Origin of the sequence: Allorhizobium sonneratiae (assembly GCF_023700755.1) — a bacterium.
Lineage (GTDB): Bacteria > Pseudomonadota > Alphaproteobacteria > Rhizobiales > Rhizobiaceae > Allorhizobium > Allorhizobium sonneratiae.
The window spans coordinates 86,540-99,415 of the sequence record NZ_JAMKOJ010000012.1 but is presented as its reverse complement, the minus strand read 5'-3'; the positions used below and the strand labels follow the sequence as shown (position 1 = coordinate 99,415).

Genomic DNA, 12,876 nt, shown 5'->3' with positions numbered 1-12,876 from the left:
AATCATGCTTTCAAAACAGATCGACTATAGGGAGTTTGCGGCAACTTCCCAAATGCGACGCCCTGTTTTGCGAGAATTTTCAGGGGATTTCGATGAATTCCCGGCCCCGTTCGGCTTGGTTGAGGAGGTTATCCATCTCCTTTACCACATCGGGCGGCAGGTTGCGAATCATCTGCGCCAGCCGATTGGCAAAAGCGGTGTAATCCGCAGGCAGGCCGGACGTATCCAGCGTCACTTTCGGATGCGACTGGCCCGCCACGGCAAACAGTGCATCCGCCTCATCCCAGATGATGTTGAAATAACCGGCAATGCGCTGCAAAAGATCGAAACTTGGCGCACTGCGGTGGCCATGCTCCAGCGCCGAGAGATAGGCCGGCGTCACATTCAGCGCGGCGGCCATCTGCTTTTGTGTGACCCCCTTGCGCTCGCGCAATTCCCGGATCGCCTGGCCGAAGGGTGTCGTCATGGCTCCCCCTGCCCTTTGCGTCGCGACAGGCGCACATAAAGCGCGCCCTCGCCGCCATGCTGGCGGGCGGCGGCCTCATAGGAGGAAATCAGCCAGCGAAATTCCGGTTTGGAAAACCACATCGGCACCGCCCTTTTCAATGCCCCGTCGCTGCCCATGGAGCTGCCCTTGCCGGTGATCACAAGCACATGGCGCAGGCCCCGTTCGTGGGCATGGATGAGAAAGTCGAGCAATATGGCATGCGCCTCGCTTTGGATCATGCCGTGCAGATCGATGCGGGCCTGAAGCTCCAGCCTCCCGCGGGCGAGCTTGCGCTTGACCGGACGTTCCAATGGATGATGCATGCCGGATGCAGGTTTTACCCCGGCTTTGGCCGTCGTACTTTCCAGCGTCGCCTTGATGCCGGAAAGCCCGGCGGAAAGATCGGCCACACCCTCTTGAGCCTCGGCAAAACTGGCCTCGAAAGCCGCGAGATCGTCCATCCGGCCCGGAAGCGGTTTGGTGGAGCGCGCCACCTTGCCCCATAAAATCCGGTCCTCAGCGCTGAGCCTCACATCCTTGCCACTCATCGAAACCGTCTTTCCGCTGCCTCATTCGGAATGAGGATATAGAAATCGGCCTCGTTGCGCACGCCGCCCGCCTCTTCACCGGCTCTATCGCCGGAGCCGGTGAAAATATCGCCGCGCGCCGGGCCGACAATCGCCGATCCCGTATCGAGCGCCAGCATCAGCCGGGCAAAGGGTTTTCCCTGATCAAGACGGGTCAGGCTTTCCGCCCGCACGAAGAAAGGGAAGCCGAAGGTGTGTATGAGCCGATCCACCGCCAGTGAACGCCCGGCAACCAGCGGCACTTTGGCGGCGGCTATTGGCCCCCTTGCCGGATCGCCCACCGGGGCTTCCTTGAAGAAAATATAGGAGCGATTGTGCCAGAGCACCTCATCCACGCGATCCGGATGGGCAGCAAGCCAGACGCGGATCGCCTGCATCGACATATGTTCGGCAGCAATCTCGCCCTGTTCGATCAAAAGTTTGCCAATGGCGGAAAAATCATGTCCGGCCTTGGCGGCATAGGTAATCCGTGTCTGTCGCCCATCCTGAAAGGTAAGACGGGCAGCACCTTGAACATGGATGAAGAACACATCCACCTTCGATTTCGCCCAGGCGATCTCTAGCCCCCGCCCCTCAAGGAAACCCTGATCGATCGCCTGGCGGTCCGGATAAGGCCGGATGGTCTGGCCATCGCTCCAGGCAAACATCATCGTCTCAGGCAGATCGGCAGGACGGTTCCTGTCATCGAGATCGATGAGATCGGCGGGACGGCGATAAAAGGGAAAGCGATAGAGGTGGTCAGGCTGATCGGAGACCGAAATTTCCGGCTCATAAAAGGCAGTGACAAAGCCAGGTCCGCCCTTTGTGAGCCGGATTCGAAACGGTCGGCATTCTTCTTCAAACAGGCGTCTTGCTGCGGATGGCGTTGGCTCAACATCCGCTGCCTTTCGAAGCAGAGGCTTCAAATCCTCCGCCGTCAGACCCAAATTGCCGGTTCTGTAAGGCTTGACCGTTTCGAGATAGGCAAGGCAATCGGCCATGGCTGGAAGCAGGGCCGAGGGATCGTCCGCATGCCAGCCCGGCAGATCGTCATAGGTGACAGGCTCAAGCGCGAAATCCGTCATGGCCGGGCCTCTGTTTTGCGGCATTATTATTGTTCGGATTCTGTAGCGATCAGCTTCCAGTTCGGATCACGCGAGCGGCTGTCCCTTGCAAAGGTCCAGATATCCTTGACCTCACCGACGCTGTCGGCATCGCCATCGATCAGCTTGCCATCCCGGTCGAAGGTGGCGGAAATCAGCTGACTGACGATGCGCACGGTGATCTGTTCCTCGGAACCTGTCAGGCTTGCCGAGACGATATCGCCTTTGTCGATGCCGACAAAGGTCGATTTTGTCACCTCGCCACGCTTTTCCCGCTCGCTCATCGCCTGATCGAAGCCTTCATAAACCTCGCGCGACAACAGGCCCTTCAGGGTCTTGCGGTCGCCATTGGCAAAGGCGGTGACAATCATTTCATAGGCAACGCCTGCCCCTTTGAGAAATTCTTTCGGATTGAACCCAGGGTCGACCCGCACAATTTCACGAAGGGAGGCATTGAGCGGTTTTTCCGGCGGGCAATAGGCGTCGATTGCGGCATAGATATCCTCACCCTCACCCTCCGGCTTCGGCAGGGTAACGACACGGGCATCCTCGACAGGCGGCTGATCCTGCGCCGACCGGGCACTGTAACCTTCCATCGGCGGTTTTTCATTCCCGGTCCTGCGGCCGAGAACATTGCGCAGCTGCCAGAAAATGATAATGGCCGCAACCAGAAAGAAGAGAGTGATAAAATCGTTCGATCCCATGGACCCCACACCGCTGTTTCATTTAAGCCTGTCACACCCCATATAATCTGCATAAGAGCTGCGTTCAAACCGGAAGGCGGCAAAGTTTCAGCAAAAAGGGAACTTGAGGAGAAACAATGCAATTGCCTGCGATACTTTTTCTCTTATGGCCGTTGGCTGAGATTTCCGGCTTCATCATCGTCGGCAAGTGGCTCGGGCTTTTTGCGACACTGGCACTGATCGTCGCAACCACGTTGTTGGGCCTGATCGTGCTGCGCAGCAACGGCATCAGCATTCTGACGAAACTGCGCGGTCAGCGTGCTGACGCCAATCCTGAAACCGTTGCCCGCACCGTGCTGGATGGTACGGCGCAGGTGTTTGGCGGGTTGCTGCTGATTTTCCCCGGCTTCATCAGCGACATACTCGGCCTGCTGCTGCTCATTCCTCTGGTACGTTCCATTCTGTGGGATTATCTGCGCCCGCGCATCGTCATCAGGCGCGGTCGCGATACCCAGTCCGGCCCCTCCTATCGCGCACCCACGCCGGGCGTGATCGATCTCGACGAGGCCGATTATCACCGCGAGACCCCAAAGGGCGACAGCCCCTGGAACAAGCCACCGCATGACGGTCCTGCCTGACGGAACCGCGTGATGGGCAAAGGGTTGTAAGCAGGGGGCTGAAATGTTAGACGGCGAAGCACAGACCCAAGGACAACGAGGCCGTCGGGAGAGCGACAATCCTTCTCGTGCGCTTTGAACCGTAAGGTCTTCAGGATTTCATGTTGACCGTCCGAAGGCATCCCACCGTCCTTCGGAACCATTCTAGAGGAACCCCCATGTCCGAAGACAACAGCAACGGCGCAGCAGGCCCGTCCCTGAATATTCTTGCCCAGTATATCAAGGACCTGTCCTTTGAAAATCCGGGCGCACCGCTTTCGCTTCAGGCGCGTGACCGGGCTCCGTCGATCAATATCAGCGTCAATGTCAATGCCAATGCGCTGTCCGAAAGCGATTTCGACGTCGTTCTGTCCTTGAATGCCGAAGCCACCGATGGCGACAAGACGGTGTTCAATGTCGAGCTGGTCTATGGCGGTGTTTTCCGTCTCGCCGGCTTCCCCCAGGAACATATGCTGCCGCTGCTCTTCATTGAGTGCCCGCGCCTGCTCTTCCCCTTCGCCCGCCAGATCGTCGCCGACGCCACCCGCAATGGCGGCTTCCCGCCGCTGATGATCGACCCGATCGATTTCGCCCAGATGTTCTCCCAGCGCTTTGCCGAGGAACAGGCCAAGGCTGACGGTCAGGCGCCGGCCAATCTGAACTGATCGGAAAAAATCAAAAAACCGGCAGACCATCTGCCGGTTTTTTTGTGCCTATAAACTGCTTGAAAATCAGGCCTCGGCCTTCGGCACGCCATAGCGATGCCACAAGGCCTTTTCGCCCAGCCGCTTGATCAGGGCAGCATGGCGCTCAGCTTCTTCCCCGGTCAATCGTGTCGGCAAAGCCTTGGGGCGTGATGAGACGGCAAGCTCTTCACTTGCCGCAGAGCGACGCAAGCCGGAATTGGTATTGCGAGACTGCTCCAGCCCGAAAGCCGCCTGCCGTCCGCCCAGCATTTCGATATAGACTTCCGCCAGAAGTTCGGAGTCGAGTAGCGCCCCGTGCTTTGTGCGATGGGAATTGTCGATGCCGTAACGCCGACAGAGCGCATCGAGCGAATTCGGTCCCATCGGATGTTTGCGCCGCGCCAGCGCCAGGGTGTCGATGACCATGTCCGGAGAGACAGGAGGCCGGTCGAGCCGGGCAAATTCGGCATTGATGAAACCCATGTCGAAGGTAGCATTATGCGCCACCCATTTTGCACCGTCGAAAAAGGCCAGAAGATCCTCGACAATATCGGCAAAACCCGGCTTGTCCTGCAAAAACGCATCGGTGATCCCATGGACCGCGAGCGCATCGGGATGAACCTGCCGGTCGCCAGGATTAATATAGACGTGAAAACTGCGGCCCGTCGGAAACTGGTTGAGCAGCTCGATCCCGCCGATTTCAATGACCCGATCCTGCTTGTTATCGAGGCCGGTGGTTTCCGTATCGAAGACGATTTCCCGCATCATTCTTCCTCCGCGTCTTCCTTGCTGTCCTCGAGAAAGGATTCCATGCGCAAAAGCTCGACAATGTCGCGCACCTGCTTTTGCGCTTCTTCCAGGCCTTTGCCCGTATCGATGATAAAATCGGCCCGGGCCCGCTTTTCCGCATCGGGCATCTGCCGCGACAGGATCATTTCGAATTTCTCCACTGTCCAGCCGGGACGGGCCAGAACCCTTTGCCGCTGAATGGCAGGATCGCAGGTGACGACCACCACCTTGTCCAACTGTTTTTCTCCGCCAGTTTCATAGAGCAGCGGAATGTCAAAAACCACAAGATCGGCCCCTGCCAGTTCCTGATCTTCGATGAAAGCCTTCTGCTTTTTTCGCACCAGCGGGTGAACAATGGCTTCCAGCTCCTTGAGCTTAGCCGGAGTCTTTCCCACAAGCTGGCTCAGATACTCCCGATCGACCACCCCATTGGCGACCGCTTCCGGAAAGGCAGCGGCAATCGGTGCGACGGCCTCGTTTCGATAAAGCGCATGGACGGCCTCATCGGCATCGTAAACCGGAACGCCTTCCTGTCGGAAAAATCCCGCCGTCGTGGTTTTTCCCATACCGATGGACCCGGTCAAACCGATGCGGATCATGCTGCCTTCTCCTGCAAATCATCGAGAATGACCTGACGCAACGCCTCATCCACCTTCGGTCTGACACCGAACCAGATTTCAAAACCGGGAACTGCCTGATGCAACAGCATGCCAAGCCCGTCAACCGTGGCAAAGCCGTGTGCTCTTGCCTGACGCAGCAAGGGCGTTTCAAGCGGCGTATAGACGATATCCGTCACCAGGGCATCCGGCCTCAAACTACGCCAGTCGATATCCGGCAAGGGATCGCCGGTCATGCCCAAAGACGTGGTATTGACGAAAAGGCCTGCGCCTTGAAGAACCTCGTTCAGTCCCGCCAGCGCATGGGGATGAATGGAAGCACCGAAACGATCTGCCAGTTCCCGGGCGCGCTCGAGACTGCGATTGACAATATGGATGGTCTTGACGCCGCGATTTCGGATGGCTTGAACCACGGCACGGCTTGCTCCGCCAGCGCCCAAAATCACTGCGGTTTCGGTATGCTCCCACCCCGGTCTCTGCTGATCGAGATTGGCAACAAAACCCTCTCCATCGGTGTTTGTCGCACAAAGCCGCCCCTCATCGAGCCATAAGGTGTTGGCGGCCCCCAGTTCCTGCGATAATTCATCAGGACAATCGGCAAGCTGACAGGCGGCTTCCTTGTGAGGAATGGTGACATTTCCACCTCGATAGCCGGACAGCTTCAAGCCCTTGAGAAAATCGGGAAAATCGTCCGGCTGAATGGCAATGCTTTCATAACTGCCCTGCAGACCATAACGGCTGAGCCAGTGACCATGAATCAGCGGCGAGCGGGAATGCTTGATCGGATAGCCGACAACAAAAGCCCGCCTCAGTTTTGTTTCACGTGAATCAGCCATCAATCTCTCCCATACGCCTCAATTCCTCCAGAAGCGGCAGAAGTGGAACACCGACAATGGTGAAATAATCGCCATTCACCGCGGAAAATAGCTGGATGCCCAGACCTTCGATCTGGTAACCGCCGACACTTTTGAAAATCCGCTCACCGGCCCTGTCGAGATAGGTTTCGAGAAAGTCATCGCTGAACGGGCGCATGGTGAGATCGGCGCGTGCGAGATGCTGCCAGAGAACCGTGCCTCCCTTTGCCAGTGCCAAACCGCTCAACAGGGAATGGGTCATACCGCGCAGGCTGATAAGATGGTCCCGGGCAGCAGAGCGATTGGCGGGTTTATGAAACACACGATCGCCAAGCGCCATGACCTGATCGCCGCCAATCACCAGCGCTTCGGGAAACCGACGGGAGACAGCCAGGGCTTTTTCCTGGGCCAGCAGGGCAGAAAGCTCAAAAGGCTTGAGGCTTTCGTTTTCCGCCCGCCCCTCGATCTCTCTTTCATCAATATCAGGAGCGGCTGTAGTGAAACTCAAACCGGCCTGTTCCAGCAATTGACGGCGGAAAGGACTGGTGGAGGCCAGAATGATGGGCGTTGTCATGGCAATTCTCTATGGATCGATCAGGATGAACGAGGATGGCGAGAGAACATCCGTCGCTATATGTCGCGAATCCCTAACCCAGCTTGGCGCGCAGGGCAATGATTGCCGCGGCTGTCTCTTCAATCGACCGGCGGGTGACGTCGATCACCGGCCAGTTATAGCGCGCACACAATGCGCGGGCATATTTCAGTTCCTCGGCAATGCTGGCCCGGTCGGTATAACCGCTCGGATCGAAACCGCTGGTCACCCCCAGTTCACGATGACCGCGCACATCGGAAATCCGGTTGGAAGTGGCAATCAAGCCAACGATCAAAGGCTTCTTTGCCTCAAGCAAAGCCTCCGGCAAAGGAACACCGGTGACAATCGGAATATTGGCCGTCTTGATACCGCGATTGGCCAGATAAATGCTCGTCGGTGTTTTCGAGGTGCGGCTGATACCGACAAGAACCACATCGGCCTCGTCATAATCCTCGGCCATCTGTCCGTCATCGTGGTCCATGGTGTAGTTGAGCGCTTCGATCCGGGCAAAATATCCGGCATTCATCACATGTTGCGCACCCACCCGCCGGCGTGAAAGAGGCCCAAGATAGGTCTGAAAGGTCATCATGATCGGCTCCAGCACATTGACTGACGGGACACCGATCTCCTTGCATCTCTCATCCAGAAAACCGGCCAGTTCCGGATCGACAATCGTATAAAGAACAATGCCAGGTTCACGATCCACCGCCTGAAGCACAGCCTCAGCCTGTTTGCGGTTTCTGATCAGCGGATAGACATGCTCGATCGCCATCGATTTTTCAAACTGCACGGTGACGGCCCTGCCTGCCGAGATCAAGGTCTCGCCGGTCGAGTCAGATATCAAATGCAAATGAAAGAAGTTTTTTTTGTTCTCCACGCTATCCTGACCCTGATGTTGATAAGCCGGTAGAAACCGAGCAAGCCGCCCGACTGTGGAAACGGCAAGAGGAAAACCACCTCTTTTTCCACACAACAAGCCTGACGGGAGACAGACAAGCCAAGCCTGTGCATAATTGATTAATCTTTGTAAATCCAATCCATGATTCAAAACTTGTCCACAGAAGAGAAGAGAAAAAATCTGCCATTAATATGTTGTTTTACATCATTTTTTTAAGATTTATCCTCTGTCTTCGCAGTCCTTGTTGAAACGGACGATAGCCTTTACCGTCCTGCTTTGAGCTGTCAAAAACATGTGGAACGGCTTGAAGTCCCGATAATCACAGAGTCTAAGAATCAAAAAACAGATTCCTTATCTTTTAAGATTTGAAAGAGATCCCTCGTGAGTGCACCCCTGCGCAAAGTGATGAATGTCCTGAACGGCGAAAGCTTCAGCCCTCCCCCGATCTGGCTGATGCGTCAGGCAGGCCGCTATCTGCCGGAATACAGACAGACGCGAGAAAAGGCAGGGAGCTTTCTCGATCTCTGTTACACGCCGGATCTGGCAACCGAAGTCACATTGCAGCCGATCCGCCGCTATGGCTTTGATGCAGCCATTCTGTTTTCAGACATCCTGGTCATTCCCGATGCTCTCAACCGGGGTGTTCATTTCACCGAAGGCACTGGCCCTGAGATGACGCCGATTGCAGTTGAAGACATCAGCTGTCTCGATGGCAAACCGATTTTTCCGCATCTCGATCCGGTGATCGAAACCGTGCGGCGCCTGAGGCAGGAATTGCCTGAGGAAACGACACTTCTGGGGTTCTGTGGTGCGCCCTGGACGGTGGCGACCTATATGATTGCCGGTCACGGCACGCCGGATCAGGCCCCTGCCCGCCTCTTTGCCTATCGGGAACCGCAGGCCTTTCGGCGTCTGCTCCACATTCTGGCCGATCTTTCAGCTGAATATCTGCTGGCCCAGCTGAATGCAGGTGCGGATGCCGTACAGATTTTTGATTCCTGGGCGGGTGTTCTGGGCGAGGAGGAGTTTGAAGCCTTCTGCATTGAACCTGTACGCCGGATCATTGCCAGGATCAGACAGGAAAAGCCTGAGGCGAAGATTATCGCCTTTGCCAAGGGAGCGGGTCTGCTGCTGAAGGATTATCGCCACAAGACCGCCGCCGACGCCATTGGGCTTGACTGGAGCGTACCCCTCTCCTTTGCCCGTGATTTGCAGAAGGAAGGCCCGGTACAGGGCAATCTCGATCCCATGCGGGTCGTTGCCGGAGGACAGGCACTCAAAGACGGTATTGATCGCATCCTTGATGTTCTGGGTCAGGGCCCGCTGATCTTCAATCTCGGCCATGGCATCACGCCACAGGCCAAGCCTGAAACGGTCAGCGAACTGGTCCGCCATATCCGTGAAAGCCATATCCGTGAAAGAGTGTGATCATGACGGAAAAGCAAAGCAGCGAAAGCGCTGGTAAAAAAGCCACACAACGGGCTATCACGGCACTGATCGTCTTTCTGGCCGTGGTTGTTGTGTTGATGAACATCGATCCCGGTCAGGCCTATCCCTGGATCAAGGCACTGCATGTGATTGCGGTGATCTCCTGGATGGCAGGGCTGCTCTATATGCCACGGCTGTTCATCTATCATTTCGATGCACCGAAAGGCTCAAGCCAGGCGGAAACTTTCGCCGTGATGGAGCGGCGGCTGATGAATGCCATCATGCGTCCGGCCATGGCGATTTCCTGGCTGCTGGGTCTTTATCTTGCCTGGACTATCTTCCGCTTTCAGGGCGGATGGCTGCATGCCAAGCTGGCCGCAGTGCTGGCTTTAACCTTTGTCAACGAATATTTCGCCCGTGCTGCCCGTGCCTTCGCCAAAGGCAACTATCTGCGCAGCCCCGGCTACTGGCGCTTGATGAACGAAATCCCGACCGTTCTGATGATTGCTATTGTCATTCTGGTGATCGTGAAGCCTTTCTGACGAATTATTCCTGACATTCATCAGATTTTCGGCATTTACAGGGACATTCTGCGAATAATGTGCTGATGTTTCATATCCCCTCTTGCGGGGAGGAAAGCGAATCGCTATTTTCCGATCACCTTCCATGGCGTTCATGCATTCAGATTTCATCGTCGAGTAATTCGATGATGCCCGATTTTAGCGCGCCCCTCCCCACACAGATATAATGGTCCTTTTATGGCTGAAATGAAGCTACAAGAACTCAAAAGCAAATCGCCAACCGATCTTCTGGCTTTTGCGGAGTCGCTGGAAGTTGAAAATGCCAGCACCATGCGCAAACAGGAACTGATGTTTGCCATACTGAAGATGTTGGCCAGTCAGGACATTGAAATCATCGGGGAAGGTGTCGTCGAAGTCTTGCAGGACGGTTTTGGTTTTCTGCGTTCTGCTAATGCCAATTACCTCCCCGGGCCTGACGATATTTATATCTCGCCCTCCCAGATCCGTCGCTTTTCTCTGAAAACCGGCGATACGGTCGAAGGCCCTATCCGCGGACCGAAGGAGGGTGAGCGTTATTTCGCCCTGCTCAAAGTCAATACGATCAATTTCGAAGACCCGGAAAAGATCCGCCACAAGGTTCATTTCGACAATCTGACGCCGCTTTATCCGAATGAGCGGTTCAAGATGGAACTGGACGTCCCAACTTCAAAGGATCTCTCCGCGCGTGTCATCGATCTGGTTGCTCCGCTTGGTAAAGGCCAACGCGGCCTGATCGTTGCGCCGCCGCGCACTGGTAAAACCGTGCTGCTACAGAATATTGCCCATTCAATCACTGCCAATCATCCAGAATGCTATCTCATCGTTCTGCTCATCGATGAGCGGCCGGAAGAAGTGACCGATATGCAACGGTCCGTTCGTGGCGAAGTTGTATCGTCCACTTTCGATGAACCGGCTGTCCGCCATGTTCAGGTTGCCGAGATGGTGATCGAAAAAGCCAAGCGTCTTGTGGAGCACGGACGTGATGTGGTGATCCTGCTGGATTCGATCACGCGTCTGGGCCGTGCTTACAACACTGTTGTGCCGTCTTCCGGTAAGGTTTTGACCGGTGGTGTGGATGCCAACGCGTTGCAGCGTCCGAAGCGCTTCTTCGGTGCCGCGCGTAATATCGAGGAAGGCGGTTCGTTGACGATCATCGCAACAGCTCTGATCGATACCGGCAGCCGCATGGACGAAGTGATCTTTGAAGAATTCAAGGGTACCGGCAACTCGGAAATCGTACTCGACCGCAAGGTTGCGGATAAGCGCATCTTCCCGGCGATGGATATTCTCAAATCCGGAACGCGTAAGGAAGATCTGCTTGTGCCGCGTCAGGACCTGCAGAAGATCTTTGTTCTGCGTCGTATTCTGGCTCCGATGGGCACTACGGATGCCATCGAATTCCTGAATGACAAATTGAAGCAGACGAAAAACAATTCCGATTTCTTCGAGTCGATGAACACCTGATTTTTGCAGAAATTAGCCGGATTCTATCCAGCCTCCGACTTGGTTCAGTCGGAGGCTTTTTATTATCCAGTGGGACAGCCAGGCTTTCCATGTCGTGCTGCATGGGAAAAGAGGCTTTTCACTGCCGGATAAAATTTGCACCGATCAAAAGACAGGCATGGTTGGCATGGATAACAGAACAATTTTTGCTCTTTCAACCGGTTCCCTTCCTTCTGGGGTAGCGGTCATTCGTCTTTCCGGACCGAGGATGGAAACCGTGGTGGCAAAACTCTGTGGCTCTTTGCCAAAACCACGACAGGCTAGCTTGCGGACCATCCATTTGAGCAATGGACAGGTTCTGGATAGCGGCTTGGTTATCGTTTTTCCCGGTCCAGCTTCTTTTACGGGTGAAGATTGTGCGGAATTTCATGTTCATGGCAGCCGCGCTGTGGTTTCAGCCTTGCTGGATGAACTCGCATCCTTTCCGGAATGCCGTCTTGCCGAGGCTGGAGAGTTTTCCCGCCGTGCGTTTGAAAATGGCAAGCTCGATCTGATCGAGATTGAGGGCCTGGCGGATCTCTTGGCGGCTGAAACGGAAATGCAGAGACGACAGGCCATTGAACAGGCCAGTGGACATGCGTCGGCCCTGTATGATGGCTGGCGTAAATCTCTGCTGCATGCGCGGGCAATGATCGAGGCTGAACTTGATTTTGCTGATGAGTCAGATGTTCCTGGCTCTGTTTCCAACCAGATCTGGCAGGAGGTGGATAAGCTCCGCCAGTCTCTTCAGCAATCGCTGGCGGGTGAAAAGAGCGGTGAGATTATTCGGGACGGCTTCAAAGTCGTCATTGCAGGGGCGCCGAATGCCGGAAAGTCCAGCCTGATGAATGGGCTTGCCCGGCGCGATATTGCCATCGTGACCAATATAGCTGGCACGACGCGGGATGTTCTTCATTGCGATCTTGATCTTGAAGGTTATGCCGTTCGGCTGTATGACACGGCCGGATTGCGAGAGACGGATGAGATTGTCGAACGAGAGGGCATTCGACGCGCTCTTAAAACCGTCGAAGAGGCCGATCTTGTGCTTTACCTGCAGGATATGACTGGCGGCGATTTTTCATCTGCCCTATCGCATGAGACTGCTCCGGTACTAAAGATCGGAACGAAAAAGGATCTTGTGCCGGGCAAGTCGGATGAAGCATACAGCTTGACCATCTGCACCAGCAACGATGCAGATCTTGATGAGGTTCGATCCTTGCTGCTGCTGGAGTTGCGCAAGCGTCTGGATCTTTCTGCTTCGGTTATCCCGAGTCGATTACGGCAAAGGGAATGTTTGCGTCATGCTCTGGGTCATCTGGAAGCATCCATGCAAGCCCACTTGCCTTTGGAAATCCGGGCAGATGAATTGCGTGCTGCAGCCGATCACCTCAGCCGGTTGATTGGTCGCATCGATACAGAAATGTTGCTGGGTAAAATCTTCTCGGAATTCTGCATCGGAAAATGATTCACGTGAA

Annotated in this window: 15 protein-coding genes; 6 read left to right on the top strand and 9 right to left on the bottom strand. The window is 55.4% G+C overall.

What is annotated here, in order from left to right:
* Positions 1 to 79 precede the first annotated feature (79 nt).
* The 4 genes from NAC44_RS19040 to NAC44_RS19025 are packed head-to-tail and all read right to left on the bottom strand — an operon-like array spanning position 80 to position 2,860.
* Entirely contained in the window at positions 80 to 466 is a 387-nt protein-coding gene (locus NAC44_RS19040) for a helix-turn-helix domain-containing protein (RefSeq protein ID WP_250943142.1), read from the bottom strand.
* On the bottom strand, positions 463 to 1,035 hold the full coding sequence (locus NAC44_RS19035; RefSeq protein WP_250943141.1) for a Smr/MutS family protein: 573 nt from the start codon (positions 1,033 to 1,035) through the stop codon (positions 463 to 465). Before NAC44_RS19035 ends, NAC44_RS19040 begins: the two co-directional genes overlap by 4 nt.
* Complete coding sequence (gene mltA / locus NAC44_RS19030) at positions 1,032 to 2,138, bottom strand: murein transglycosylase A (protein ID WP_250943140.1); 1,107 nt, start codon at positions 2,136 to 2,138, stop codon at positions 1,032 to 1,034. The genes NAC44_RS19035 and mltA overlap by 4 nt, the downstream gene beginning before the upstream one ends.
* Positions 2,139 to 2,164: 26 nt before the next feature.
* Positions 2,165 to 2,860: a Tim44/TimA family putative adaptor protein gene (locus tag NAC44_RS19025; RefSeq protein WP_250943139.1), complete on the bottom strand. Its 696-nt coding sequence runs from the start codon at positions 2,858 to 2,860 to the stop codon at positions 2,165 to 2,167.
* A 116-nt stretch (positions 2,861 to 2,976) separates the two neighbouring features.
* On the opposite strand from NAC44_RS19025, the gene NAC44_RS19020 reads away from it, so the two are divergent.
* Together NAC44_RS19020 and secB are read left to right on the top strand one after the other, a co-directional pair.
* Positions 2,977 to 3,477, top strand: a complete 501-nt coding sequence (locus NAC44_RS19020; RefSeq protein WP_274706964.1) for an FxsA family protein — start codon at positions 2,977 to 2,979, stop codon at positions 3,475 to 3,477.
* Between the two features lie 197 nt (positions 3,478 to 3,674).
* Positions 3,675 to 4,160 (top strand): protein-export chaperone SecB, encoded by a 486-nt coding sequence (secB, locus tag NAC44_RS19015; RefSeq protein ID WP_250943137.1) that lies wholly within the window; start codon positions 3,675 to 3,677, stop codon positions 4,158 to 4,160.
* A 66-nt stretch (positions 4,161 to 4,226) separates the two neighbouring features.
* Here secB and dnaQ read toward each other — a convergent pair whose 3' ends face one another.
* From dnaQ to NAC44_RS18990, 5 genes are all read right to left on the bottom strand, one after another.
* A complete protein-coding gene (gene dnaQ, locus NAC44_RS19010) occupies positions 4,227 to 4,946 on the bottom strand; it encodes a DNA polymerase III subunit epsilon (protein ID WP_250943189.1) in 720 nt (239 codons plus the stop codon).
* Positions 4,946 to 5,569, bottom strand: a complete 624-nt coding sequence (gene coaE / locus NAC44_RS19005) for a dephospho-CoA kinase (RefSeq protein ID WP_250943136.1) — start codon at positions 5,567 to 5,569, stop codon at positions 4,946 to 4,948. The genes dnaQ and coaE overlap by 1 nt, the downstream gene beginning before the upstream one ends.
* Positions 5,566 to 6,423 carry a shikimate dehydrogenase gene (locus NAC44_RS19000; RefSeq protein ID WP_250943135.1) on the bottom strand — a complete coding sequence of 286 codons (858 nt, stop codon included), beginning with the start codon at positions 6,421 to 6,423 and terminating at the stop codon, positions 5,566 to 5,568. The genes coaE and NAC44_RS19000 overlap by 4 nt, the downstream gene beginning before the upstream one ends.
* Positions 6,416 to 7,015 (bottom strand): Maf family nucleotide pyrophosphatase, encoded by a 600-nt coding sequence (locus NAC44_RS18995; RefSeq protein WP_250943134.1) that lies wholly within the window; start codon positions 7,013 to 7,015, stop codon positions 6,416 to 6,418. Before NAC44_RS18995 ends, NAC44_RS19000 begins: the two co-directional genes overlap by 8 nt.
* Before the next feature lie 73 nt (positions 7,016 to 7,088).
* A complete protein-coding gene (locus NAC44_RS18990) occupies positions 7,089 to 7,910 on the bottom strand; it encodes a pyruvate, water dikinase regulatory protein (RefSeq protein WP_250943133.1) in 822 nt (273 codons plus the stop codon).
* Positions 7,911 to 8,336: 426 nt separating this feature from the next.
* Between NAC44_RS18990 and hemE the strand changes: the two genes are divergently transcribed.
* From hemE to mnmE, 4 genes are all read left to right on the top strand, one after another.
* On the top strand, positions 8,337 to 9,359 hold the full coding sequence (gene hemE, locus NAC44_RS18985) for a uroporphyrinogen decarboxylase (protein WP_274706970.1): 1,023 nt from the start codon (positions 8,337 to 8,339) through the stop codon (positions 9,357 to 9,359).
* 2 nt (positions 9,360 to 9,361) lie between these two features.
* Positions 9,362 to 9,901 carry a protoporphyrinogen oxidase HemJ gene (gene hemJ / locus NAC44_RS18980; protein WP_250943131.1) on the top strand — a complete coding sequence of 180 codons (540 nt, stop codon included), beginning with the start codon at positions 9,362 to 9,364 and terminating at the stop codon, positions 9,899 to 9,901.
* A gap of 216 nt (positions 9,902 to 10,117) precedes the next feature.
* Entirely contained in the window at positions 10,118 to 11,383 is a 1,266-nt protein-coding gene (rho, locus tag NAC44_RS18975) for a transcription termination factor Rho (protein ID WP_250943130.1), read from the top strand.
* Positions 11,384 to 11,549: 166 nt separating this feature from the next.
* Positions 11,550 to 12,866, top strand: a complete 1,317-nt coding sequence (mnmE, locus tag NAC44_RS18970) for a tRNA uridine-5-carboxymethylaminomethyl(34) synthesis GTPase MnmE (protein ID WP_420839988.1) — start codon at positions 11,550 to 11,552, stop codon at positions 12,864 to 12,866.
* The last annotated feature ends 10 nt before the right edge of the window (positions 12,867 to 12,876 follow it).

Coding starts and splice junctions, on each gene's coding strand:
- dnaQ (WP_250943189.1), bottom strand. CDS start 4,946: ATGCGGGAAATCGTCTTCGATACGGAAACCACCGGCCTCGATAACAAG.
- NAC44_RS19025 (WP_250943139.1), bottom strand. CDS start 2,860: ATGGGATCGAACGATTTTATCACTCTCTTCTTTCTGGTTGCGGCCATT.
- NAC44_RS19020 (WP_274706964.1), top strand. CDS start 2,977: ATGCAATTGCCTGCGATACTTTTTCTCTTATGGCCGTTGGCTGAGATT.
- hemE (WP_274706970.1), top strand. CDS start 8,337: ATGAATGTCCTGAACGGCGAAAGCTTCAGCCCTCCCCCGATCTGGCTG.
- coaE (WP_250943136.1), bottom strand. CDS start 5,569: ATGATCCGCATCGGTTTGACCGGGTCCATCGGTATGGGAAAAACCACG.
- rho (WP_250943130.1), top strand. CDS start 10,118: ATGGCTGAAATGAAGCTACAAGAACTCAAAAGCAAATCGCCAACCGAT.
- secB (WP_250943137.1), top strand. CDS start 3,675: ATGTCCGAAGACAACAGCAACGGCGCAGCAGGCCCGTCCCTGAATATT.
- NAC44_RS19040 (WP_250943142.1), bottom strand. CDS start 466: ATGACGACACCCTTCGGCCAGGCGATCCGGGAATTGCGCGAGCGCAAG.
- hemJ (WP_250943131.1), top strand. CDS start 9,362: ATGACGGAAAAGCAAAGCAGCGAAAGCGCTGGTAAAAAAGCCACACAA.
- NAC44_RS19035 (WP_250943141.1), bottom strand. CDS start 1,035: ATGAGTGGCAAGGATGTGAGGCTCAGCGCTGAGGACCGGATTTTATGG.
- mnmE (WP_420839988.1), top strand. CDS start 11,550: ATGGATAACAGAACAATTTTTGCTCTTTCAACCGGTTCCCTTCCTTCT.
- NAC44_RS18995 (WP_250943134.1), bottom strand. CDS start 7,015: ATGACAACGCCCATCATTCTGGCCTCCACCAGTCCTTTCCGCCGTCAA.
- NAC44_RS19000 (WP_250943135.1), bottom strand. CDS start 6,423: ATGGCTGATTCACGTGAAACAAAACTGAGGCGGGCTTTTGTTGTCGGC.
- mltA (WP_250943140.1), bottom strand. CDS start 2,138: ATGACGGATTTCGCGCTTGAGCCTGTCACCTATGACGATCTGCCGGGC.